Here is a 21,819-nt window from a genome sequence, read left to right on the forward strand (position 1 = left end):
ACACGGCCCCCCCCCCACCCGCCCCACACCCGTGACGGCCGCGGGGAGAAATTCCCCGCTGAACACCCCCCCCGCCGTCGTGCGTCCGGGGGAAATCGGAGGCACCCTGGGGAGAAGGCCTACCAAGGAGGCAGCGATGGGCAGCCCGATCAAGGGGACCGATCCGAGCGACGAGACGAACCGGGACGCCAAGGCGTCCCCGCGGCAGCTGTACAGCGGTGGCGAGCGGCCCTTCGACCCCGAGGACCTCGTCATGGCGTCCGGGCGCGACGTCACGCCCGAGCGGGTCGAGATGGCCAGGCGGCAGATCGAGGAGAAGGGCGCGGCGGCGCTCGAACGCTACCTGCCGTAGCGGCGGCTCCAGGGTCCTGCCCGGTGGGACCGGGAAAGCACGCTGCCCCGGGCGAGAGCCCGGGGCAGCGGTGCGTTCAGGCGTGCTTAACGCGCTGAGGACGGCCGGGAGGAGAGGACCTGCGGCTCCCCCGAGGCGCCCTCGCCGGCGCGCACCGGGCCGCGGCCCGTCGGGTCGCCGGGCCGGCGGCGGTACTCCAGCGCGGTGATCACCAGGATGCCCACCACGGCCGCGCCCATCGTGCCCGAGACGAGCTCCCACCCGTGGTGCGACCACTGGTAGTCCATCATCGTCTCGATCGTCTTCGGCCGCAGGAACGGCAGGTAGCTGGCGAAGGACGCCGTCTGCACCAGGATCGGGGCGAGCCAGAGCCGGCGCGGCAGGTAGAAGGCCGCGACCAGGCTCAGCACGTCCGCCACGTAGAAGTAGCGGTCGTGCATGGACGGCAGCAGGAACGGCACCGTGATCGCCGAGCTGAGGGCGGTCAGCAGGACCTGGTTCTGCGTGAGGGTCGGACGGGCGGCGCCGCTGCGCAGCGCGAGCCGGCCGGTGCGGGACAGCACGGCCAGCGCCACCAGGGTGATCACCACGGCGCCGGCGACCATCACGCCGGCGCTGCGGATCAGCTCGGCCTTGTGCGCGTCCGCCGGGGTCCGGATGAACTGGTACACCGACGGCGCGTTGAGCGTCAGCTGCTGGTAGGAGTCGGCCTGGCGGGTGTACACCGTGAGCAGCTTGACGGGGTCGGCGCCGAGCAGGAACGCGGGGACGTCCAGCGCGACGTAGACCGCCGGGATGGCGAGCAGGCTGCGCCAGAGCACCCGTCGGGTCACGAGCATGACCAGCAGGAACGGGAAGACGAAGACGGTCTGGAGCTTGAACGCGAGGGCGAAGCCGAGCATCGCGCAGGCCAGCCAGGGGCGGCGGCACAGCACGAAGTAGACGGCGCCCACGATGAACGAGGTGTAGATCCCGTCGGCCTGCGCCCACCAGCCGCTGTTGACGGCGACGGTCGGCAGCACGAGGGCCAGCAGCATCGCCGCGAACGGCTGCCAGGCGTCGCGGCGGGGGTGGCGCAGCGCGACGATCCGGAAGACGAAGTAGGACTGGAGCAGGTCGAAGGCGATCGAGACGGCCTTGATCCCGGCGAGCGGTGAGACCGGGAGGTAGGTCAGGGCCGCCATCAGGTAGAGGTACGGGACGTTGTAGTCCGCGAAGCTGGAGTCCCGCAGGGCGTGGAATCCGCCGTTGTGCTCCATGGTCTGGTACCAGCGGAGCAGGAAGACGCCGAAGTCGAGCGACTCCCAGTGCCGCATCAGCGCGCGGACGAGCAGGCCGGCCGCGACGATCGCGGCGGTCAGCGCGACCCGGACCGCCGGTCTCGCGAGCGGTGGCAGCGGGTCGTCGGGCATGCCGGCATGGCTGGGCGTTCGTGTCATGTGTCCCCCGTGAAAAGGCGAGGACACAACAAATCTGCCGGCCCCCCGTGGCTACACCACATTTAAACCGATCGTCGGTGCGGTGCTTGCAGCGGGGGGTTACCGGCTTCGGCCGACGGTTCGGCCGACGGCTCAGGCGACGTCGTCGGGGCCGGTGAAGCCGGGCGGCGTGTAGCCGGGGGTGGTGAAGTCGGGCGGGGTGAAGGCGGCGGGGCGGGGGGTGCGGCCCTCGGGGTCGGTGAGGCCGTCGGGGCCGGGGCTGGTGAAGCCGGGCGGGGTGTAGCCGGGGCTGGTGAAGTCCGGACGCTGGGCGGGGACGGCCGGCAGGCCGGCGTGCAGGTAGGGGAGGAGGCCGCGGTCGCGCAGGGCGGTGCGCCATTCGCGGCGGGCGTCGGCGAGCTCGGCGGCGAGGTCGGGGTCGGTGCCCGCGGGGGCGCCGGAGCCGTCGCGTAACGCGGTGAGCACGAGCCCGACCAGGCCGACGGCCATCGCGACGACCCCGGCCGCGAGCGCGACCCACCCGGCCGTGAGCAGGGAGCGGGCGAGGACGAGCCCGGAGTCGGCGGCGCGCAGCGCGTACCCGAGGAGCAGCAGGACCAGCGCGGCGGCCCAGGCCAGGATCGGGGTGAGCACGGTGAGGACGGGGAAGAGCCCGGCGCCGCCGTTGGCGGAGCGCAGCTGGGCGAGCAGGCCGGGGGCGGTCGGCTCGACGCCTTCGGCGGGCGGGGGCGTGCTGCGCAGGCTCGCGCGCAGCCGGGTGTAGTGCTCGTACTCGGTGACGGCCGCGGCGGCGATGCTGTCGGCGTCGCGCAGGGCGCGGATGCGCAGCTGGTCGGCGGTGAGCGCGCCGGGCGCGCGCAGGGCGGTGCGGACGGTGCCGTCGCGGAGGGCTTCGGCGAGGAGGCGCTCGTACTCCGGGCGGTCCTCGGCGAGCAGCGGCGGGGGGTTGGTCATGGGGACCCCGTTCATGCGGACCCCGGTTCGCTCCGCCCCGCGGGCTGGGCCCGCAGGGGCGCCGAATCGGGCGCGGAGGCGGGCCGCCGGACGGGCGGCCGCTCGTGGTGTGCCTCATGGTAGGGGCGGGTGCGCCCGCGCAGACAGTCCGTTTCCGGAATTTCGCGCCCCGGGCCGCGCGCGGTCGGCGGCCCGGGCGCCGGGAACACCCGTTCGACCGGTGGGTCGGCGGATGTGCCTGCGGGTGGCGTCAGTTGACGGGCAGTCGGGCGATGAGCAGGCGCCCTTCCATGGTGACGCCGCCGTCCATGGCGACCGCGAGGTCGTCGGCGTACACGTACGGCCCGGGGATGTGCGGCGGGGCGCCGTCGTCGGCGTGCACCGCGCCGGTGAGGTACGGGATCGGGCTGTGGCCGTGCACGATCCGGGTGCCGCCGTAGGTGTCGAGGAGCTCGTGGACGGCCATCGGGCCGGCGTCGCCGCGGAAGGCGAAGCGCTTGGTGAAGCGGCGGAAGCAGTCCCACCACTCGTCCACGCCCTCGTCGGCGAGCAGGCTGTGCACCGCGTCGTTGACGTCCGGGATGGACTCGCCGTACTCCAGGTAGGCGGTGGTGTCGGAGTGCAGCAGCAGGTGGCCGTCCTCGATGGCGATGGCGGGCAGCCGGGAGAGCCAGCTGATGTGGTGCGCCTGGAGCCGGTCGAGGTCGTGCTGCTGGCCGCCGTTGAGCCGCCAGGCGGCGAGGAAGGAGGCGGTGCCGGCGGTGGACTGGACGGGTTCGTCGCCGTACCTGGCGGCGCCGAGGAAGAGCAGTTCGTGATTGCCCATCAGGGCCCGGCAGTAGCCGCCGGCGGCGGCGGCCTCGGCGGCGAGCTGCATGACGAGGTCGATGACGCCGATGCCGTCGGGGCCGCGGTCGGTGAAGTCGCCGAGGAACCAGATCCGGGCGCGGCCGGCGGACCAGTGGCCCTCGGCGTCGATGATGCCCTGGTTGCGCAGCTCGGCGACGAGCTCTTCGAGGTAGCCGTGCACGTCGCCGACGACGTAGAGCGGGCCGGGCGGCTCGCCGGGGCCGGGGGCCGGGTACGGGTAGCTGGGCGCGGGCTCGGGCAGCGGCGGGCCGAGTTCGATGGTCGGCGGGTCGTCGCGGCCGGGGAGCTGCTCCGGGGCCTCGCCGGACAGCTGGTCGGGCAGCTGGTCGGACGGCTGGTTGGGCAGCTGATCGGGGTACTGATCGGCGAACTGGAGGGCCGGCGAGGGCTGGTCGGGCAGCGTCGGCTCGTAGCCGGGGTGGTCCTGGTGGCTGAACACCGGCGCGTGCCCCGGGGCGTGCATCGTGTGTCCGTGCGCCTCGCTGTCGGCGGGCCAGTGCTGTTCGAGGTAGCGGGCGCCGCCGTAGCCGCTGTAGGTCTCCGCTTCGTACGGCGTCCCGGCGTAGCCGGTCGCGGTTTCCGGCTCGTAGTAGGTGCCGTACGGCAGCACGTCGAGGTCCGGCTGGTGGCGGGGGCCTGAGGAGGGGTGTTCAGGCCCGGGGAAGCGGTCCTCGGGTGTCATTCGCCCATCATAGGAAGACCACTCTCCCGGCGTCGTCACCTGGTGGGTATCCAATCCTCCGGAGCGTCAGCCGGGCGTCCCGCTAGGTCCGTTTTGTCCCGGCTCGGTATGGTCTAGACCTCGCCCGGGGGTCGGGGAGGGCTGACGGTGGTGCGCGGACTCCGGCGCTGGGAGGACGCGCGCACGATCAGCTCGGTGGGCATCAGGGTGCCGGGCGGCGGGCCGGTTCCGGCGGTGCGGAAGCGGGGCGGGAAGAGCCGGGCGATGTCGACGCCCGTCCCGGAGTCGACGCCCTCGATGGCGTCGATGAGGAGGTTGACGACGGTCGTGCCGATCCGGCGGGGCTTCAGTGAGAGCGTGGTGATCGGGGGCTCGGTGGCGGCGTAGACGTCGCTCTCGCTGCAGCAGACCAGCAGCAGGTCGTCGGGCACCCGCAGGCCGTAGCGGCGGGCGGCGGCGAGCAGGTCGGTGCCGTTGGGGTCGAACAGGCCGTAGACGGCGTCGGGGCGGTCGGGGCGGGCGAGCAGCCGGTCGGCGGCGACGGCGCCGGCGGCCGGGTCGTGCGCGGGGTAGGCCTCGTACACCGGCTCCTGGCCGACCTTGGCGCACCAGGCGAGGTAGGCCTCGGTGGAGAGCCGGGTGTAGGTGTCGGTGCTGGTGCCGGTGAGCAGGCCGATCCGGCGGGCGCCGGCCTCGGAGAGGTGGTCGAGGATGCCGAGCACGGCGGCCTCGTGGTCGTTGTCGACCCAGGCGGTGACCGGGCAGTTGCCGGGCTTGCCGTCGCTGACCACCGGGACGCCGGACCGGTAGAGCTCGCTGACCAGCGGGTCCTGGTCGGGCGGGTCGATCACCACCGTCCCGTCGAGGGCGATGTTGCCCCAGACGTCGTGCCGGGAGGAGGCGGGCAGCACCACCAGCGCGTAGCCGCGGCCGAGGGCGGCGCTGGTGGCGGCGCGGGCCATCTCGGCGAAGTACGCGAATTCCGTGAAGGTGAACGGCTCCTCACCGTAGGTCGTGACGGTCAGCCCGATCAGGCCGGACCGTCCGGTGCGCAGGGTGCGGGCCGCCGCCGAGGGGCGGTAGCCGAGGCGCTCGGCGACCTCGCGCACCCGGCTGCGGGTCTCGTCGGGCAGGCGGCCCTTTCCGTTCAGCGCATCGGAGACGGTGGTGATCGACACTCCGGCGGCTGCTGCCACATCCCGGATGCCGGCCCGCTCCAGACGCCGTGAGGTGGTGGGTCGCCGACCGCTCTGGTTGGCTGCTGCTGTCATGGCGGACCGATCGTATGGCTCCTGACAAGGTCCTGTGACCGGCGCATCGGGAGCCTTCGGAGATACGTTTCTCCACGAGTGAGCCGGGGCGCGCCCCTTCGATACCGGCCCAAAACCTGGCGTCTTACCTCTGACATGTGCCAAAGGAACCCGGCAGAATGGCTGATCTGCACCGGTGGGCCGACCGGCCAACTCACTCCTACGGGTGAGGGCGGTCGGTATGGTGCATGGCACCCGACCGGGGTGGTCCGGGCGCGTTCCGAGATCCCGGGGCCGGCGGCGATCCCGCCGGAGACGGGCGAGCGCACTGGCGATCAAGATGTATCGAGAAGGAGTAGGACCGTGAGCGACACGTCAGCGCAGGGGCCGCGGCTGCGGCCGACCCTGGACGGCATCCCCACCTACAAGCCCGGCAAGCCGGCCGGCGCCGACGCCTACAAGCTGTCCTCCAACGAGAACCCGTACGAGCCGCTGCCCGGCGTCCTGGACGCGGCGGTCAAGGCGGCCGGCTCGTTCAACCGGTACCCGGACATGGCGGTCAACGAGCTGACCGAGGAGCTGGCCAAGCGCTTCGGCGTGCCGGTCGAGCACATCGCCACCGGCACCGGCTCGGTCGGCGTCGCCCAGTCGCTGATCCTCGCCACGGCCGGCCCGGGCGACGAGGTGATCTTCGCCTGGCGCTCGTTCGAGGCGTACCCGATCATCACCCAGGTCGCCGGCGCCACCCCCGTCCCGGTCCCGCTCACCGCCGGCGGCGACCACGACCTGGACGCGATGCTCGCCGCGATCACGCCGAACACCCGGCTGATCTTCGTATGCAACCCGAACAACCCGACCGGCAACGTGATCCACCGCGCCGAGCTGGAGCGCTTCATCGACGCGGTGCCGGGCGATGTCCTGGTCGTCGTCGACGAGGCCTACATCGAGTTCATCCGCGACCCCGAGGTGCCCAACGGCATCGACCTCTACCGGGACCGCCCCAACGTCTGCGTCCTGCGCACCTTCTCCAAGGCGTACGGCCTCGCGGGCCTGCGCGTCGGCTTCGCGATCGCCCACGAGTCGGTGGCGACCGCGCTGCGCAAGACCGCCGTCCCGTTCGGCGTGAACCAGCTCGCGCAGAACGCCGCGGTCGCCTCGCTGCACGCCGAGGACGCGCTCAAGGTGCGGGTGGACGCGCTGGTCGAGGAGCGCGCCCGGGTGGTGGCCGGGCTGCGTGCCCAGGGCTGGGACATCCCGGACTCGCAGGCCAACTTCGTGTGGCTGCCGCTCGGCGAGCGCTCGGCGGACTTCGCCGCCGCGGCCGGTGCGGCCGGTGTGATCGTCCGGCCGTTCCCCGAGGGCGTGCGGGTGTCGATCGGCGAGACCGAGGGCAACTCGATCTTCCTCACCGTGGCCGAGGCGTTCCGCAAGACGCTCTGAGGCTCTTCGATGGTGCAGGGGCGTGCCGCGTGTGCGGTGCGCCCCTGCGGCGTTGCGAGGTACCGGGGGACCTGGCGTTGCGGGGTGCTGCCGGATGGCTGGGGGTCGCTGGGAGCGGGCTGGGAGTTCGGCCAACGGCCCGCCACGCGGTAGCCAAGCGGCCTGCGTGAACGGGCCGGTGCGACCGGAATGTCCGGATCCGCACGGTCAGTCTTCTCCCAGTCCGCGCCCAGGCCCGCGCAAGAGCGCCCGGCGAAGCTGTCCGCCATGAAGGTGCTCCCACGACGGCGAGGCGCCGTCCTCGTCAACTCCGCCCTGGGCGTGGCCCTGCTCGGCGGCGCCGCCCTGGTGTACACCACCGTGAACAGCGGGCCGAGCGCGGCCGCCGGACAGCCCAGGGCCCGGACCGCGACGGTCGCCAAGGGGACGGTCCTGGCCACGGTGTCCGGAACCGGCACGCTGGTGTCGCCCACCGACGCCGCCCAGGACTTCACCACGGGCGGTCGGCTCGCGGCGGTCAAGGTCGCGGTCGGGGACACCGTGAAGAAGGGCCAGGTGCTGGCCACCGTCGACACCACCGCGGCCCAGCAGCAGGTGGACGCGGCCAACGCGGCGCTCACCACGGCCAACGCCAACCTGGCCAAGGCCCAGGCCGGTGTCACCACTACGACCGTCGAGCCGCTGCCCCAGAGCAGCGCCGCGGCTCCGAGTCCGAGTCCCAGTGCTGGTGCCGGGGGTCGCGGAGCGGGCGGGAGCAGTACGCCCCTTCCGCAGACCACCACCGTCACCACCACCAAGGTCGATGACGCGGCCGTCGCCCAGGCCGAGCAGCAGCTCGCCACCGCGCAGACCAACGTCGCCAACGCCCAGGCGGCGCTGGCCGGCACCACGCTCACCGCCTCGGTGGACGGTACCGTCGCGTCCGTCTCCGCCAAGGTTGGCGACACTGTCGGCGGCGGCTCGTCCTCCACGGCCTCGGGATCCGGATCGTCCAAGTCGACTGGTACGAGCGCGGGTTCGGGCAGCGGCGCGCCGAGCGGCTTCATCGTCCTGACCAACCCGACCGGGATGCAGGTCACCGCCAACTTCTCCGAGCTCGACTCGCTCAAGCTCAAGAAGGGCGAGGCGGCCACCGTCGCGCTGAACGCGCAGGCCGACACCAAGCTCAACGCGACCGTCCTGTCGGTCAGTTCGCTGCCCAGTAGCAGCGGTGGCGGCAGCGCCGGCGCGTCGGCCGTCCAGTACGCGGCCACGCTGCAGATCAGCGGCGACACCAGTGCCCTGCGCACCGGCCTCAGCGCGACCGTCTCGGTGGTCACCGGCGAGGCCGACAACGCGCTCTCGCTGCCCACCTCCGCGCTCTCCGGCACCGGCGCCGGCCGGACGGCGAGCCTGGTGCAGCCGGACGGCACCACCCAGCGGGTGAGCGTCACGGTCGGCGTCGAAGGCGACAGCACCGTGCAGGTGCTCACCGGGCTCAAGGAGGGCGACAAGGTCGAACTCCCCACCACCAGCGGCGGGAACGGCTTCCCGAACGGCTCCTTCCCGGGGCTCGGCGGCGGGCAGGGCGGTCGCGGCGGTGCCGGGGGCTTCGGTGGCGGGGCCATCCCGGGCGGCGGTGGCAACAACGGCAGCGGTGCCGGCGGCCGGGGCGGTAAGGGCTGAGCATGCGTCACGTCATCGACAAGCGGGTGCCCGCGGCGCCACCGCCACCCGTCATCCGGATCCGTCGGCTCACCAAGGCCTACGGCCACGGCGACGCCACCGTGCACGCGCTGCGCGGCCCGGCCGACCCGGCCACCGGCGCGCCGCTCGGCGTCGCCCTGGACATCGAGCAGGGCGACTACGTCGCGGTGATGGGCAGCTCCGGCTCCGGCAAGTCCACCCTGATGAACATCCTCGGCTGCCTCGACGTCCCCACCGCCGGCAGCTACCAGCTGGACGGCATCGACGTCGGCCACCTCGACGAGGGCCAGCTCTCGCTCGTCCGCAACCGCAAGATCGGCTTCATCTTCCAGTCGTTCAACCTGGTGCCGCGCACCACCGCCCTCGCCCAGGTCGAGCTGCCGCTCGCCTACGCGGGCGTGCGCGCCGCCGAACGCCGTCGGCGCGCGATGGCCGCGCTGTCGCTGGTCGGGCTCGCCGAACGGGCCGGCCACCGGCCCAACGAGCTCTCCGGCGGCCAGCAGCAGCGCGTCGCCGTGGCGCGGGCGCTGGTCACCGCGCCCGCGATGCTGCTCGCCGACGAACCGACCGGCAACCTGGACAGCCGTGCCACCGAGGACGTGCTGGCCATCATCGACCGGCTCAACGCCACCGGCCGCACCGTCGTCCTGATCACCCACGAGGACGAGGTCGCCCGCCACGCCAAGCGGGTGCTGCGGCTCGTCGACGGGCAGATCGTGAGCGACGTCCGGCAGGCGCCGGTGGACGGGCCGCCGCCCCTCCTGAGCGGGTTGGGGGTGCCGGCGTGATCGTCTGGCAGATGCTCCGCTTCGCGGTCGGCGGCCTCGCCGCCAACAAGGTCCGTTCGGCGCTCACCATGCTCGGGGTGCTGATCGGCGTCGCCTCGGTGATCCTGCTGCTGGCCGTCGGCAACGGTTCGTCGGTCGCGGTGAAGGACTCGATCACCTCGCTCGGCACCAACTCCCTCACCGTCAGCTCCGGTTCGGCGAACGGTGGCTCGCGCGCCACCTCGTCGGTGAAGAAGCTGACGGTCGCCGACGCGAAGGCGCTGGCGACGGGAGCCGACCCGGCCGCGGTCAAGTCCGTCGCGCCGGTCGTCACCACCAGCGCCACCGCGCTGTACGGGAACGTCTCGTACAGCCCCGGCTCGATCGTCGGCACCTACCCGGCGTACTTCGAGACCGCCAACCAGAAGGTCACGCACGGCGAGTACTTCACCGACGACGACGTCCTCGGCTCGCGCAAGGTCGCGGTGCTCGGCGCCACCACCGCCAAGCAGCTGTTCGACACGGAGGACCCGGTCGGCAAGAAGATCACCGTCGGCGGCACGCCGTTCACCGTCGTCGGCGTGCTCCAGGCCAAGGGCGGCAGCGGCTTCACCGACCCGGACGACGTCCTGATCGCACCGCTGCCCACCGTGCAGAACGCCTTCACCGGCTTCGGCCCGGTCAACCAGATCCTCGTCCAGGCCGCCTCGGCCGACAGCACGACGGCGGCCCAGTCCGAGATCACCCGGGTACTGCTCGCGGCCCACGCGATCACCGACCCGACGAAGGCCGACTTCCGGATCACCAACCAGGCCTCGCTGCTCACGGCGAGGGAGAGCACGACGAAGACGTTCACCGTGCTGCTGGGCGCGGTCGCGGCGATCTCGCTGCTGGTCGGCGGGATCGGGATCACCAACATCATGCTGGTGACGGTGACCGAGCGGACCAGGGAGATCGGCATCCGCAAGGCCCTCGGCGCGCCGCGAGCGGTGATCCTCGGGCAGTTCCTCACCGAATCCACGCTGCTGTCGGTGATCGGCGCGGGGCTGGGGGTCGCGGCCGGGATCGCCGGCTCGCACTTCAGCATCGTCGGCGTCAAGCCGGTGGTGATCCCCGAGTCGGTGCTCGGCGCGTTCGGCATCGCCGTCGCCATCGGGCTCTTCTTCGGCAGCTACCCCGCCAACCGGGCCGCCTCGCTGCGGCCGATCGACGCCCTCCGGCACGAGTAGGACCCCATGACCAACGACATGACCCAGACCGAACAGGTCGCCCTCCTCGCCACCCCGCCGGACGCCCGGGACGTCGCCGCCGAGCTCGCGGCGCCGCCGCGCCGGCCGCTGCCCTGGCTCTCGCTGCTGCTGGCGGGCGGCGTGATCGCGACGGGCGCGTTCGCGGGCGGGGTCTGGTACCAGAAGGGCAACGGGTCCTCTGCGCCTACACCTCGGGCCGCTGCACCTGCCTCCGGGGGCTTCGGACAGAACGGCTCGCGGAGGGGCGGCCAGGGGCAGGGCGGGCAACCCGGTTTCACGCGCGGCACGGTGAAGGCGGTGGACGGCACCACCGTCTACCTGACCGACGCCAACGGCAACACCGTCAAGGTCACCACCGGCGACGCGACGAAGGTCCAGCTCACCAAGGACGGCAAGGTCGCGGACCTGCAGCCCGGCCAGAGCGTGACCGTCGTCGGCACCCCCGACGCCGGCGGCGGCTACATGGCGAGCCAACTCGTGGAGGGCGGGGCGGTCGGCAACCGTACGCCGTCGGGCGGCTGACCGGGTTCGCCGCGAGGCCCTCGCCCTTATTGGGCGGGGGCCTTCGTGCGGTCTACTGCTCGCGGTCGTCCGGAGGTTTGATCCTGAGGGTTGCGACGACCCCGAGGGCGACGGTGACGATCGCGAGCGCGAGGAGGGCGAGGAGGACGGCGCCGACGAAGACTTCACTCGGGTCTCGCGGTGGCGTCTCGGAGGAGGTCGAGGAGGTTGAGCAAGGTGCTGACGGGGGCGTGCCCGAAGTCGACGAGGAGACGGCCGTCGATCGTGGTGTCGGAGGCATCGGCGGATCCCCAGAGGAGGCCGTACGGGCGTCCGCGTGTACGCAACTCGGCGAGGAGGGCGAGGACTTGCGCGCGGTTGTAGTCGCGCATGCGGGGGTCGTCGGGGGCGATGGGCCGGCTGTTCACGCGGCGGAGTCCAGCTCGTACCAGACGTTCTTGCCGCGCTGCTGGGGTTCGACGCCCCAGCGATCGGTGAGCCCGGAGACGAGCTGGAGGCCGCGCCCGGATTCGGCGAGTTCGGCGGGCGTGCGCTGCTCGGGGAGGGCAGGGCTCTCGTCGGAGACGGAGACACGGAGGGTGTTGCCGGAGAGGGTGTAGAAGACGACGGGCGCGACGGTGTGAGCGTGCCGCCAGGCATTGACGATGAGCTCGACGAGCGCGAGCTCGGCGTTGAGGATGGTGTCAGGGTCCCACCCGGCGCGCGTGAGCCCGTCCCGGAGAGCTTGCCGGGAGAGGGCGAGCGAGGGCGTGTTGAAGCTGCACACGGGAACCTCCGTGAGGGAGATGAGGAGGAGGACGGCGGATACGTCGCCGTGAGCCAGGCCGTGGAAGATGGCTGCTCTTCGGTGCCCGGGCAGCAGGCGCCTACTGCCCGGAATGCAGGCATTACTGACGATCAGTCGGATAGAGCTGAGAACGACCATAGCGCGGTCCGCCACAGATTTGTGGCGGACCGCGAGATGTTCCCCCGAACGAGGCTGAGGCGCTGAGGCACACTGGTCCCATGGCACTTCGATCGAACCCAACTCTCCGTCAGCGGAGACTGGGTGCCGAGCTGCGCAGGATGCGGGAGCAAGCCGGTCTCGGCGGCAGTCAGCTCGCGCGCGAACTCGGTATCAATCCCGCCCACGTGACCCAGATGGAAGGCGGGAAGACCGGGATCAGTGTGGAACGGCTTCAGCTGATCGCCTCGGTGTGCATGTGCGCTAACCAGCCTCTGCTCGATGCTCTTGCCGAGATCATTACGGAGCGCGAGCGAGGTGGCTGGTGGGAGGAGTATCGCGGAACGCTGCCCATCGACTTTCTTGAGGTCGCCGAGCTCGAAGGCGCGGCACACAGGCTGTCCACCTACACGACCGCCTTCCTGCCCGGACTGCTTCAGAGCGGTGCCTACGCACGCACCCTGTTCGCCCAGACCTACCCGCCGCTCCCCAGCCATGAGGTCGATCTCAGAACAATCTTCCGTCTGCGGCGGCAGGACATCGTCCGATCAGGGCTGACGCCGTACATCGCGTTCATCCACGAGACGGCTCTGCGGATGCAGTTCTGCGGGCCGGAGGTTCTCTCTGCCCAACTCGACTCGCTCATCGTGGACTCCGAGTTTCCCGATATCTCGGTGCGGGTGGTGCCGTTCACCGCCAGCGTCTCCCCAAGCCCCAGCGAGAACTTCACCTATGCCGAGGGGCCGATAGCGGAACTCGACTCCGCCCAGATGGACACTGGCCATGGCATCCGGCTGTTCGACTCGCCGGCCCACCTTGCAAGGTTCCGGGCCCTCCTTGCCCAGATGGAGTCCAGCGCCCTCTCCGAGGAGAAGTCGCGCGACCTTATCCGATCCATCAAGGAAGAAGTGGGAAGCAAACATGACTAGTTCTTTGTGGCAGAAGTCCAGTTACTCCGGTGCCAGCGATAACTGTGTGGAGGTACGCGCCGTCGACGGACTGGTCGAACTCCGCGAGTCCGATGAGGGCGACGTCATCCTCCGCATGACGCCCCAACGGCTCGCGGACCTCCTCCAGCGCGCCAAGTCCGGCGAGCTCACCGCCTAGCGAATCGTTCCGGCGGCCCCTTGCTGCACGCAAGGGGCCGCCGGCAGAACAACCACCTGAGGAGAGGGCCTCGTTGGTATGACTGGTTCCGTGTGGCAGAAGTCGTCCTTCAGCAGTTCCAGCGACACCTGTGTGGAGGTGCGCGCTATAGACGGCGCGGTCGAACTCCGCGAGTCCGACGAGAGTGGCGTCCTCGTGCGCACCACCCGCCGCCACCTCGCCCCCCTACTCCAAGCGATCAAGGCTGGCGAGTACAGCCGCCGCGACGCCTAGCCCAGCGGTCCCCTGTGCGAGGGTCCCCATCCCCACTCCGCATTGCCTCCATTGCGCAGGAAGTCGGCCCAGCCGACTTCCTGCGCTACCCCTAACGCTGGCCCGCCCACTCCATCGATGACGTAAAGCGAGTAGTTGTCGGCGGCCCTCCCTATCCGCGTCCTACTGACGAGAGGTGTTGGTGACGGTGAATGGCCCCGAGTGGCAGAAGGCCAGTTACTCCGGTGCGAACTCGGACTGCGTCGAAGTCCGGGCCATCGACGGAATGGTCGAACTCCGTGAGTCCGACGAGGGCGACGTCATCCTCCGCACCACGCCCCAGAGGCTCGCCAACCTCCTCCGGCGCGCGAAGGCCGGCGAGCTCACCGCCCAGCGAATCGTTCCGGTGGCCCCTTGCTTGCACGCAAGGGGCCACCGGCAGAACAACGACCTGAGGAGAATCCCCCTTCGGGGCCATGTAGCTGTCAGGCGGGCTGCGGGGCGGGGGCCTTGTGGGCCTTGCCGGTCTCGCGGAGGATCAGCAGGCCGGTGATCGCGATCAGCGCCGAGGTCAGGCCGTGGATGCCGAACGCGGCGGCGGTGGAGCCGTGGTGGGCCAGGACGTTGATCATGTCGCCGAAGGGGGCGACGGCCTCCATCAGCAGGACCAAGCCCAGGGCGCGGCGGTGGCCCGTCACCAGCAGGATGGCGATGACCAGGCCCATCGCGAATTCGCGGGTGCCCTTCATGATGAGGAAGCCGCCGCCGTCGCCGGCGGGCCAGTTCGGCAGGCCAACACCTGGGGTGGACGTCTCGGGGGTCAGGATGAAGGACAGCCCGAGGTAGAGGACGAACAGGGCGACGGCGGTGGCCAGGACGGTGTTGACGTTCTTCAGCGACATGGTGCTTCTCCTTCGACGTTCAGCCTGGGTGGGGCAGGGTTCGGCGGCGGGCGTAGCCGGAGCGGCCGATGACGTGCCGGATGACGCGGACCGGTGCGGGTGGGTCCGGCTGCCCTCCCCCGGCTACAGCTGCCGTGTCATGCGTCGATCTGCTCGAAGATGTGCGGGTACGACACGATGTCGTCGGGGGACTCGGCCGCCATGCGCTGGAACTCCGGGTTGCCGAATGCCGTGGCGAGCGCCTCGGTCGATTCCCAGACCGCGACGTTCATCAGAAGCCGACTGTCCGCCGTTCCCTTGTGCATCTGCAGGGAGACGAATCCCGGCTGAGCCTTCATGAACTCCGCCTGCCGCCGAAAGAGAGCCAGGAACGCTTCAGTCCTCTCCTTCGGCACCAAGAAGGTGTTGGCCAGGACGATGGGCCCGGTCTTCTCCTTGAACTGCGCGAACAGCGGCGTATTCGGGTCCAGGCTCTGCAGCTTGGCCATCTTCGGTACTTCCTCTCGCTCTGAGATCTGACGGATGCTCAAGGGGCGTCGCTGGTAACGACCTCCAGCGACTGCGACCTTGCCAACGCTTGTTGGTCAACGCTTGTTGGCAAACCTAGAGCCGCCGCGCTGGACTGTCAACACGTGTTGGCCTACATTTGTTGGCATGACCGGCACCACGGAGAACCAGCGGGCCGCACGGCGTTCCGACGCCACGCGCGCCACGATCCTCGCCGCGGCCCGCGAGCGATTCGCGGCGGACGGCTACGAGAAGGCGACCATCCGGGCCATCGCGCGCGACGCGAAGATCGACCCGTCGATGGTGATGCGCTACTACGGCAACAAGGCGGGCCTGTTCGCGGCGGCCGTCGCGATCGACCCCGGGCTGCCCGGCCTGTCCCTCGAACCGCGCGAGGCGATCGGCCGTACGCTGGTGCGCCACTTCCTCACCCTGTGGGAGGAGAACGGGGAACTCACCGCGCTGATGCGGGTCGGCGCCACCGACCCGGCCGCCGCCGATCAAATGCAGAGCGTGTTGCGCGACCAGTTGATCCCGCTGGCCCGCCGGGTGGGCCCCGAGCCGGAGCAGGCGCCGGCGCGGGCGGCACTGTGCGCCTCGACCGTGCTGGGGCTCGCGCTGACGCGCTACGTGCTGCGGTTCCCGGCGAGCGTGGCGCTCAGCCGCGAGGAGATCGTGGACTGGCTCGGACCCACGATCCAGCGGTATCTCACCGCACCCACGCCCTGAAGAACGCGTCGAGGGCACCCACCGCGACCTCGGTCACGGCGGGCGCCCTCAAGAGGATCAGCCCTGCTTCTGCGGCTTGTGGGACGTGTCGCCGAGCAGTGCCAGGACGTCCAGCTCCCGGTCGGCGCGGTGATCACTGATCACGACCCGATACGCGCCCCAACCCGGCGGCCCGCCACCGCGCAGGAAGTCGGCCCGGCCGACTTCCTGCGCGACCCATCACGAGATCAGCCCTCGGCGCCCCATGAGTTACCAGGTCACAGGCGAACGTCAGAAGCTCTTGAGGCTCGGGACATACCCCTTGCAGCCGTCCAGCCAGAGCCACGGGGACAGGTGGTTCTGGAGCTCCCACAGGAGGTAGTTGCCGGTCCTGGGACCGACAATGCCGTCAGCGTCCAGCCCCTGTTGGTCCTGGAAGAACTTCACCTCTCGGAGGGTGTCGTTTCCGAACCACGAGTCCTCGCCGATGACGTGGCTGTCCCGGCCGAACGACACGTTCCAGCGGTTGAGTGCGTGCTGGACGCAGAGAACCCCGTGTGCGTGGTCTCCGTAGCTGATGTTCGGCACACCGGGGTCCGCGCTGGCGGGGGTCGCGGCCGTGGTGAGCGCGGCTGCCGTGACCACAGCGCTTGCGAACAGCCTGGTCAACTTGCGCAAGGTACGTACTCCTTGTCGATCCGGCAGCCGGCGTGTCCGATTGCCCGGAAAACACGGTAGGAGTCTCTGACCATCCGTCATGGCGGCGCAAAGTATGACCCCTCCCGTCCCATGGCGCTGACCTGGGATTTGAGACGGGCTTCGGGAACCAAGTGGAGACGTCACAACCCCGCGACACCGCCCCCGCGTCGCGTGCTGACCACTGAATACGGTGGAGGGGCTCGATCGAATGAGAGGACGCGAAGACGTGGATGTGTACGAGGCCGTGGACAGTCGCCGGGCCGTGCGGGCGTTCAGCGATGAACCGGTGCCCGTGGAGGTGCTTGAACGTGTGCTGACCGCAGCGACGCGGGCTCCGTCCAGCGGCAACCTCCAGCCGTGGCACCTGTATGTCGTGACCGGCGAGCCCCTGGCCGAACTGAAGCGGCGCGCGACCGCCAGGGCACTGGCGGGAGATCCGGGTGACGAGCGGGAGTACCCGATGTACCCGGACGGACTGACCTCTCCCTACCTGTACCGCTTCGCCGCTGCCGCAGCTCAGCGATACGAAGCACTGGGGATCGAACGCGACGACCCCGACCGCCCCCGGAAGATCGCCACCTTGAACTCGGAGGCGTTCGGCGCGCCGGTCGTATTGTTCTGCTACCTCGACCGAACGATGGGCCCCGGCCAGTGGGGCGACGCGGGGATGTACCTGCAGACGGTCATGCTGCTGCTGCGGGCCGAGGGGCTGCACAGCTGCCCTCAGGTGATGTGGACGATGTACCGCAAGACCGTCAGCCAAACCGTAGGAGCAGACGACGACTTCGTGCTGTTCTGCGGCATCTCCGTGGGATTCGAAAAGGAAGGCGTCCCAAGCCTCCGCACCGGCCGCGCCGACATGACGGAAACGGTGAGCTTCATCGGAGCCTGACCACCACCGCCCGAGGGCAGGCTGCTTCCCCCGCGCCGCCGACGAACCTCCGAGCAACGGTTCGAAGTTGGGCCGGTTTCCAGTAGTGGAAACGTGAGCCTCTTGCCGTGCCGTGGGTTGGGTCGGGAACATCATGACGACATCGAGCAATCGAGGGGGCACCGATGAAGCTGACGAAGCTTGTGGGTTCGTGCGACGACGGAGACTGCCCGACCCTGTACCTCACCGACCGGGGCACGCTCGCTGTTCAGGGTGTGCAGGTGACCGAGCACGATCTCCGGATCCCGGCGTACGAGACCCTGGTCGAAATTCCCGTCGAACTCATTCGAAAGGCCGTCCGTGACAACCTCATCTAGGACCCTCGGGGACTGGTTCTCGGCGTTCAACCAGGACGCCTTCCGGCTGGAGACCTTTGACGATTACAGTCGGTCCGGTGGGGTCGCTGCCTATCGCGCCTTCCTTGCCGGTGAAGAGCAGCCGGAGGACTACAAGACCTCCGATTGGGTCGACACCATCTCCGATGCCGTTCAGGCCGGCAAGCGCATGTACCGGGTGCACATCCTCTCGCGTCCGCTCACCGACTACCTCCGGTTCGAACTCGGCTGGGGGTATCACCGGAACATGGCGGCCGGTGAGGAGTTCTTCATCCTCGACACCACCGGACAGAAGAACCCGATCCCGGAGGCGCCGGACTTCTGGCTCTTCGACGACGAGACCATTGCCGCGATGAAGTACGACGGCAACGGAAAGTATCTCGGCGCCGACTTCCTCGACTCCGGCCGGCTGGCCGAGTTCAGGGCATACCGTGACACCGCAATGGCACATGCCGTGCCTTTTGCGGAATGGTGGGCACAGTACGGCGAGTGAACAGAACACAGCTCGGCGCAGCGCTGCGGGAACTCCGGCAGGCTTCCGGTAAGGAAGCAGCCCGCCGCCTTCATGCCCCTGCGCTCCGCCGACGAGCCCACCCCGCCGGCTCCCGATCCGGGAGCCGGCGGGCGGACAACGAAGACCGGCTCCCGTGTTCTGGACGACCACGGATTCTCCTTCTGGGCGGGCCTGCACCTCGGTCCCACGGTCGTCCGCTACGGCAGCACCCTTCACGACCCGGCGGACGGCTCGGTCGCGCAGGTACAGGACCACTCGGTCCTCGTCAGCGGCCCCCGCGACCTCTGGCAGCTGATCGAGGCCGCACACCGGACCTGGCTCGACCACAACCGCCCCCGCCGCGAGTGGTTCACCGCCGAGGCAGGGCCGGAGGAGCAGTTCGTCGGCTACACCGCCACGGACGGCACCTGGATCAGGTGGAGTCTCTGACGTCGGAATCGATATTGACCAGCAGCTCCGGCCCTAGCAACCGGGCGTGGGGGGCTTGGGTACGACCTCGAACGTGCAGCAGTCGACCATGAAGGGGAGGGCCTGCTGCGCGAGTAGGTCGTTGAGCTGGGCGCATAGGACTGTCGGGTCGCTGGAGAGGGGCTGAGAACAGTCGAGGCGGGCTGCGTAGTTGTTGGCCGCGAGGAAGTCGTTGACGTGCTTGCAGATGGCCACTGGATCGACCGTGGCCTGCGTCGTCGACTGGGCTGCTGCGGCGGCGTGCGAGGTGGGGAGGAGGAGCGGGCCGGCAGCGCCGATGAGGAGGGCGGTTGCCACACTGGCGAGGCGGCGGCGTGCGGTTGTCATGGGGCTTCCAGGGGGAGAGGGGATTGGGCGCGGAGTTCGCGCACTGCTCCTCACGAGAGCACCCGGGCATCACGCCTGCCACCAGGCAGGACCCAATGGGGCATTTGACGGCTGCGGGTACTGCACCGGCATGCACTTCAAGGACGCCGTGTACGACGGGGTCACGGACGAGGCGTGGGCGAACGCGGTGGGGTGCCACGACGGCGCGGCTCCGGTGGGGCTCCTCGCGGTGATCGACGCCTTCAACCGGGGGCGGGATCGTCCGGCAGCCCGCCGGTGGCTGGCGGCTCGGCCTTCCCGTTACCCGCCAGTACGCACACCACCCAGCCCGCCCCCGTGGGCTCGTTGCGCAAAAACCGACCGATAAGGTGTTAATCCAACATTCATCCATGCCGCATAGCCTCCGGGGGCTAGCCTCATGCTGAACGCCATCGTCCGACCGGGAGGCGAAACCCCCGTGCAAGGCACTGTGACCACACCAGGCGGCTCCGCGGTGGCCGGAGGTCCGGGCGAGGCCTTCCTCCTCGTCGTCGACGACGAACCGAATATCCGCGAACTGCTCTCCGCCTCCCTGCGGTTCTCCGGTTTCCGCGTCGCCTCCGCCGCGACCGGCACCGAGGCCCTGCGGCTGATCGCCGACGAGCGGCCCGACCTCGTCGTGCTCGACGTCATGCTCCCCGACCTCGACGGGTTCACCGTCGTCGAGAAGCTGCGCGAGCAGACCAGCCGCGGCCGGATCGCCGGCCCCGCCCACGGCCACCCCGGCGACCACCTCCCGGTGCTCTTCCTCACCGCCAAGGACGGCGTCGGCGACAAGGTCCAGGGCCTCGCCGCGGGCGCCGACGACTACGTCACCAAGCCGTTCAGCCTCGAAGAGCTGATCGCCCGGATCCGCGCCATCCTGCGCCGGGCCGGCGGCCCCGCCGAGGACGGCCGGCTGGTCGTCGCCGACCTCAGCCTCGACCCCGTCGCCCACGAGGTCACCCGCGGCGGCATCCCGGTCTCGCTCTCCCCGACCGAGTTCAAGCTGCTGCACTACCTGATGGCCAACGTCGGCCGGGTCGTCTCCAAGTCGCAGATCCTCGACCACGTCTGGGCCTACGACTTCGGCGGCGACCTCTCCATCGTCGAGTCGTACATCTCCTACCTGCGCCGCAAGCTCGACTCCGGCCCCGCCCACGGCCCCAAGCTGATCCACACCGTCCGCGGCATCGGCTACGCGCTGCGCCGGCCCCCGCAGAGCTGACCCGCCCCCGGACATGCTCACGCGCCTCACCTCCCGGCTGTCGCTGCGCGCCCGGCTGCTCGTGCTCGCGCTCGCCCTCGTCACCACCGGGCTCGTGGTCAGCGACACCATCGTGCTCGGCACCGTCCGGGTGCAGCTCGTCGAGCAGATCGACCAGCAGCTCCAGCGCTACGGGCCGCCGATGTCCCGCCGGCCCGTGGCCAGGCTCAGCCCGCCCGACGCCGCGAGCCGGCCCGCCGTGACCGGGCGGCGCGGGCCGACCCTGCCCAGCCAGTACCTGGTGCAGTACCTCTCCTCCGACGGCAAGGTGCAGGGCGTCATGCGCCAGCCCGTCTCCGACGCCGACCCGGCGCCCCAGCTGGCCGGCCTCAACCCCGCCGCCACCGCCCCCGACGTCCCCTTCGACCTGCCCGACCAGCGCGGCCACCGCACCTGGCGGGTGCTCGTCCTGCCGCTCCAGCCGCCCAGGTCGGCCGCCACCACGGCCGGCGCCTACGCCTCGCCGCAGGCCGTCCCGGCCTACCTGATGGTGGCCGTGTCCCGCGAGGACATCGACGCGACCATCGGCAAGCTCCGCACCTCTTTCCTCGCCATCGGCGGCGCCGTGTTCGTCCTCATCGCGGCCCTCGGCTTCTTCGCCGTCCGCACCGGACTGCGCCCGCTGCGGACCATCGAGGCCGGCGCCGCCCGGATCGCCGCCGGCGAACTCTCCCACCGCATGCCCGGACCCTCGCCCCGCACCGAGGTCGGACGGCTGTCCATCGCGCTCAACGGGATGCTCACCCAGATCGAGGCCGCGTTCGCCGCGCGCGCCGAATCCGAGGCCCGCATGCGGCGGTTCATCGCCGACGCCTCGCACGAGCTGCGCACCCCGCTGGCCGGCATCCGCGGCTTCACCGAGCTGTACCGGATGGGCGCGCTGCCCACCGACGAGGACGTGCGGCGCACCATGACCCGGATCGAGAGCGAGGCCGTCCGGATGGGCGCCCTCGTCGAGGACCTCCTGGTGCTCGCCCGGCTCGACGAGGAACGCCCGCTCGACCTCGCCCCGATGGACCTGCGCACCCTCGCCGCCGACGCCCTGCACGACCTCACCGCCCTCGACCCGACCCGCCCGGTCGCCCTCACCGGACCGGCCGGGACGGGCGCCCCCGGCGCGGCCCCCGTCCTCGGCGACGAGGCGCGGCTGCGGCAGGTCGTCACCAACCTGGTCGGCAACGCCGTCAAGCACACCCCGCCCGGCACCCCCGTCCGGATAGGCGTCGGCGGCGGCCCCGACGGCGTCTGCCTCCTGGAGGTCGCCGACGCGGGACCCGGCCTCACCGAGGAACAGGCCCTGCGGGTCTTCGACCGCTTCTACCGCGTCGACGCCTCCCGCAGCCGCCACGACGGCGGCGGCGCCGGCCTCGGCCTCGCCATCGCCACCGCCCTCACCCACGCCCACGGCGGCACCCTCACCCTCCACACCGCCCCCGGCGCCGGCGCCACCTTCCGCGTCGAGCTGCCCACGAACGGTGACCGGGTTTCCTGAGGTTTTTGTCGACTCATCAATTTCTTTACCCGGTTCGATATCGGAATGGAAGGCAAAGATTCCGTGCCCATATGATCGGCTGCCGCCGGGTGGTCAAGAACCGTCCGGCGAACGGACTTTGCTTTCCATTCGTCCCG

At 70.7% G+C, this 21,819-nt stretch carries 27 protein-coding genes; 17 read left to right on the plus strand and 10 right to left on the minus strand.

Features of this window, described 5'->3' with window-relative positions; translation table 11 throughout:
• Nucleotides 1–136: 136 nt before the first annotated feature.
• On the plus strand, nucleotides 137–352 hold the full coding sequence (locus tag AB0O00_RS06150; RefSeq protein ID WP_363648910.1) for a hypothetical protein: 216 nt from the start codon (nucleotides 137–139) through the stop codon (nucleotides 350–352).
• Nucleotides 353–438: 86 nt separating this feature from the next.
• On the opposite strand, the gene AB0O00_RS06155 is transcribed toward AB0O00_RS06150, so the two are convergent.
• The 4 genes from AB0O00_RS06155 to AB0O00_RS06170 all read right to left on the minus strand — a co-directional run bounded on the left by AB0O00_RS06155 (nucleotide 439) and on the right by AB0O00_RS06170 (nucleotide 5,568).
• Nucleotides 439–1,764: a hypothetical protein gene (locus AB0O00_RS06155; RefSeq protein ID WP_363648911.1), complete on the minus strand. Its 1,326-nt coding sequence runs from the start codon at nucleotides 1,762–1,764 to the stop codon at nucleotides 439–441.
• Between the two features lie 159 nt (nucleotides 1,765–1,923).
• The gene (locus AB0O00_RS06160; RefSeq protein WP_363648912.1) at nucleotides 1,924–2,745 is read right to left on the minus strand and encodes a hypothetical protein; all 822 of its coding nucleotides are present in this window, start codon (nucleotides 2,743–2,745) and stop codon (nucleotides 1,924–1,926) included.
• 250 nt (nucleotides 2,746–2,995) lie between these two features.
• Nucleotides 2,996–4,297 carry a metallophosphoesterase gene (locus tag AB0O00_RS06165; protein WP_363648913.1) on the minus strand — a complete coding sequence of 434 codons (1,302 nt, stop codon included), beginning with the start codon at nucleotides 4,295–4,297 and terminating at the stop codon, nucleotides 2,996–2,998.
• A 113-nt stretch (nucleotides 4,298–4,410) separates the two neighbouring features.
• Nucleotides 4,411–5,568: a LacI family DNA-binding transcriptional regulator gene (locus AB0O00_RS06170; RefSeq protein WP_363648914.1), complete on the minus strand. Its 1,158-nt coding sequence runs from the start codon at nucleotides 5,566–5,568 to the stop codon at nucleotides 4,411–4,413.
• Nucleotides 5,569–5,910: 342 nt separating this feature from the next.
• On the opposite strand from AB0O00_RS06170, the gene hisC reads away from it, so the two are divergent.
• The 5 genes from hisC (at nucleotide 5,911) to AB0O00_RS06195 (ending at nucleotide 11,212) form a co-directional block, all read left to right on the plus strand.
• Nucleotides 5,911–6,987 carry a histidinol-phosphate transaminase gene (gene hisC / locus AB0O00_RS06175; protein ID WP_363648915.1) on the plus strand — a complete coding sequence of 359 codons (1,077 nt, stop codon included), beginning with the start codon at nucleotides 5,911–5,913 and terminating at the stop codon, nucleotides 6,985–6,987.
• A 267-nt stretch (nucleotides 6,988–7,254) separates the two neighbouring features.
• Complete coding sequence (locus AB0O00_RS06180; RefSeq protein ID WP_363648916.1) at nucleotides 7,255–8,652, plus strand: biotin/lipoyl-binding protein; 1,398 nt, start codon at nucleotides 7,255–7,257, stop codon at nucleotides 8,650–8,652.
• 2 nt (nucleotides 8,653–8,654) lie between these two features.
• The gene (locus tag AB0O00_RS06185; RefSeq protein ID WP_363648917.1) at nucleotides 8,655–9,461 is read left to right on the plus strand and encodes an ABC transporter ATP-binding protein; all 807 of its coding nucleotides are present in this window, start codon (nucleotides 8,655–8,657) and stop codon (nucleotides 9,459–9,461) included.
• Nucleotides 9,458–10,669 carry an ABC transporter permease gene (locus AB0O00_RS06190; RefSeq protein WP_363648918.1) on the plus strand — a complete coding sequence of 404 codons (1,212 nt, stop codon included), beginning with the start codon at nucleotides 9,458–9,460 and terminating at the stop codon, nucleotides 10,667–10,669. The genes AB0O00_RS06185 and AB0O00_RS06190 overlap by 4 nt, the downstream gene beginning before the upstream one ends.
• Nucleotides 10,670–10,675: 6 nt before the next feature.
• Nucleotides 10,676–11,212, plus strand: a complete 537-nt coding sequence (locus tag AB0O00_RS06195) for a hypothetical protein (protein ID WP_363648919.1) — start codon at nucleotides 10,676–10,678, stop codon at nucleotides 11,210–11,212.
• Nucleotides 11,213–11,376: 164 nt separating this feature from the next.
• On the opposite strand, the gene AB0O00_RS06200 is transcribed toward AB0O00_RS06195, so the two are convergent.
• On the minus strand, nucleotides 11,377–11,619 hold the full coding sequence (locus AB0O00_RS06200) for a hypothetical protein (protein WP_363648920.1): 243 nt from the start codon (nucleotides 11,617–11,619) through the stop codon (nucleotides 11,377–11,379).
• On the minus strand, nucleotides 11,616–11,978 hold the full coding sequence (locus tag AB0O00_RS06205) for an ATP-binding protein (protein ID WP_363648921.1): 363 nt from the start codon (nucleotides 11,976–11,978) through the stop codon (nucleotides 11,616–11,618). Before AB0O00_RS06205 ends, AB0O00_RS06200 begins: the two co-directional genes overlap by 4 nt.
• 239 nt (nucleotides 11,979–12,217) lie before the next feature.
• Here AB0O00_RS06205 and AB0O00_RS06210 point away from each other — a divergent pair, with 239 nt between their 5' ends.
• The 4 genes from AB0O00_RS06210 (at nucleotide 12,218) to AB0O00_RS06225 (ending at nucleotide 14,067) form a co-directional block, all read left to right on the plus strand.
• Nucleotides 12,218–13,084 (plus strand): helix-turn-helix transcriptional regulator, encoded by an 867-nt coding sequence (locus AB0O00_RS06210; protein WP_363648922.1) that lies wholly within the window; start codon nucleotides 12,218–12,220, stop codon nucleotides 13,082–13,084.
• Complete coding sequence (locus AB0O00_RS06215; protein WP_363648923.1) at nucleotides 13,077–13,262, plus strand: DUF397 domain-containing protein; 186 nt, start codon at nucleotides 13,077–13,079, stop codon at nucleotides 13,260–13,262. Before AB0O00_RS06210 ends, AB0O00_RS06215 begins: the two co-directional genes overlap by 8 nt.
• A gap of 78 nt (nucleotides 13,263–13,340) precedes the next feature.
• Nucleotides 13,341–13,535: a DUF397 domain-containing protein gene (locus AB0O00_RS06220; RefSeq protein ID WP_363648924.1), complete on the plus strand. Its 195-nt coding sequence runs from the start codon at nucleotides 13,341–13,343 to the stop codon at nucleotides 13,533–13,535.
• A 187-nt stretch (nucleotides 13,536–13,722) separates the two neighbouring features.
• Nucleotides 13,723–14,067, plus strand: coding sequence for a DUF397 domain-containing protein (locus tag AB0O00_RS06225; protein WP_363648925.1), 345 nt, complete (start codon nucleotides 13,723–13,725; stop codon nucleotides 14,065–14,067).
• On the opposite strand, the gene AB0O00_RS06230 is transcribed toward AB0O00_RS06225, so the two are convergent.
• Together AB0O00_RS06230 and AB0O00_RS06235 are read right to left on the minus strand one after the other, a co-directional pair.
• Nucleotides 14,000–14,416: a DUF4267 domain-containing protein gene (locus tag AB0O00_RS06230; RefSeq protein WP_363648926.1), complete on the minus strand. Its 417-nt coding sequence runs from the start codon at nucleotides 14,414–14,416 to the stop codon at nucleotides 14,000–14,002. The genes AB0O00_RS06225 and AB0O00_RS06230 overlap by 68 nt on opposite strands.
• 137 nt (nucleotides 14,417–14,553) lie before the next feature.
• Nucleotides 14,554–14,904: an antibiotic biosynthesis monooxygenase family protein gene (locus AB0O00_RS06235; protein ID WP_363648927.1), complete on the minus strand. Its 351-nt coding sequence runs from the start codon at nucleotides 14,902–14,904 to the stop codon at nucleotides 14,554–14,556.
• A 166-nt stretch (nucleotides 14,905–15,070) separates the two neighbouring features.
• Between AB0O00_RS06235 and AB0O00_RS06240 the strand changes: the two genes are divergently transcribed.
• Nucleotides 15,071–15,652 (plus strand): TetR family transcriptional regulator, encoded by a 582-nt coding sequence (locus tag AB0O00_RS06240; RefSeq protein ID WP_363648928.1) that lies wholly within the window; start codon nucleotides 15,071–15,073, stop codon nucleotides 15,650–15,652.
• Nucleotides 15,653–15,922: 270 nt separating this feature from the next.
• Here the strand turns inward: AB0O00_RS06240 and AB0O00_RS06245 are convergent, their stop codons facing one another.
• Nucleotides 15,923–16,309 carry a peptidoglycan-binding domain-containing protein gene (locus AB0O00_RS06245; RefSeq protein ID WP_363648929.1) on the minus strand — a complete coding sequence of 129 codons (387 nt, stop codon included), beginning with the start codon at nucleotides 16,307–16,309 and terminating at the stop codon, nucleotides 15,923–15,925.
• 247 nt (nucleotides 16,310–16,556) lie between these two features.
• On the opposite strand from AB0O00_RS06245, the gene AB0O00_RS06250 reads away from it, so the two are divergent.
• The 4 genes from AB0O00_RS06250 to AB0O00_RS06265 all read left to right on the plus strand — a co-directional run bounded on the left by AB0O00_RS06250 (nucleotide 16,557) and on the right by AB0O00_RS06265 (nucleotide 18,539).
• A complete protein-coding gene (locus tag AB0O00_RS06250) occupies nucleotides 16,557–17,222 on the plus strand; it encodes a nitroreductase (protein WP_363648930.1) in 666 nt (221 codons plus the stop codon).
• Between the two features lie 164 nt (nucleotides 17,223–17,386).
• Nucleotides 17,387–17,578 carry a hypothetical protein gene (locus AB0O00_RS06255; protein ID WP_363648931.1) on the plus strand — a complete coding sequence of 64 codons (192 nt, stop codon included), beginning with the start codon at nucleotides 17,387–17,389 and terminating at the stop codon, nucleotides 17,576–17,578.
• Entirely contained in the window at nucleotides 17,562–18,089 is a 528-nt protein-coding gene (locus AB0O00_RS06260; protein ID WP_363648932.1) for a DUF6879 family protein, read from the plus strand. The genes AB0O00_RS06255 and AB0O00_RS06260 overlap by 17 nt, the downstream gene beginning before the upstream one ends.
• Nucleotides 18,090–18,161: 72 nt before the next feature.
• On the plus strand, nucleotides 18,162–18,539 hold the full coding sequence (locus AB0O00_RS06265) for a hypothetical protein (RefSeq protein WP_363648933.1): 378 nt from the start codon (nucleotides 18,162–18,164) through the stop codon (nucleotides 18,537–18,539).
• 33 nt (nucleotides 18,540–18,572) lie between these two features.
• Here AB0O00_RS06265 and AB0O00_RS06270 read toward each other — a convergent pair whose 3' ends face one another.
• Nucleotides 18,573–18,905, minus strand: a complete 333-nt coding sequence (locus tag AB0O00_RS06270; RefSeq protein WP_363648934.1) for a hypothetical protein — start codon at nucleotides 18,903–18,905, stop codon at nucleotides 18,573–18,575.
• 457 nt (nucleotides 18,906–19,362) lie between these two features.
• On the opposite strand from AB0O00_RS06270, the gene AB0O00_RS06275 reads away from it, so the two are divergent.
• Both AB0O00_RS06275 and AB0O00_RS06280 read left to right on the plus strand, forming a co-directional pair.
• Complete coding sequence (locus tag AB0O00_RS06275; protein ID WP_363648935.1) at nucleotides 19,363–20,151, plus strand: response regulator transcription factor; 789 nt, start codon at nucleotides 19,363–19,365, stop codon at nucleotides 20,149–20,151.
• Nucleotides 20,152–20,164: 13 nt separating this feature from the next.
• Nucleotides 20,165–21,682: a HAMP domain-containing sensor histidine kinase gene (locus AB0O00_RS06280; RefSeq protein ID WP_363648936.1), complete on the plus strand. Its 1,518-nt coding sequence runs from the start codon at nucleotides 20,165–20,167 to the stop codon at nucleotides 21,680–21,682.
• Nucleotides 21,683–21,819 lie beyond the last annotated feature (137 nt).

It is taken from the genome of Kitasatospora sp. NPDC093558 (assembly GCF_040683475.1).
Lineage (GTDB): Bacteria > Actinomycetota > Actinomycetes > Streptomycetales > Streptomycetaceae > Kitasatospora.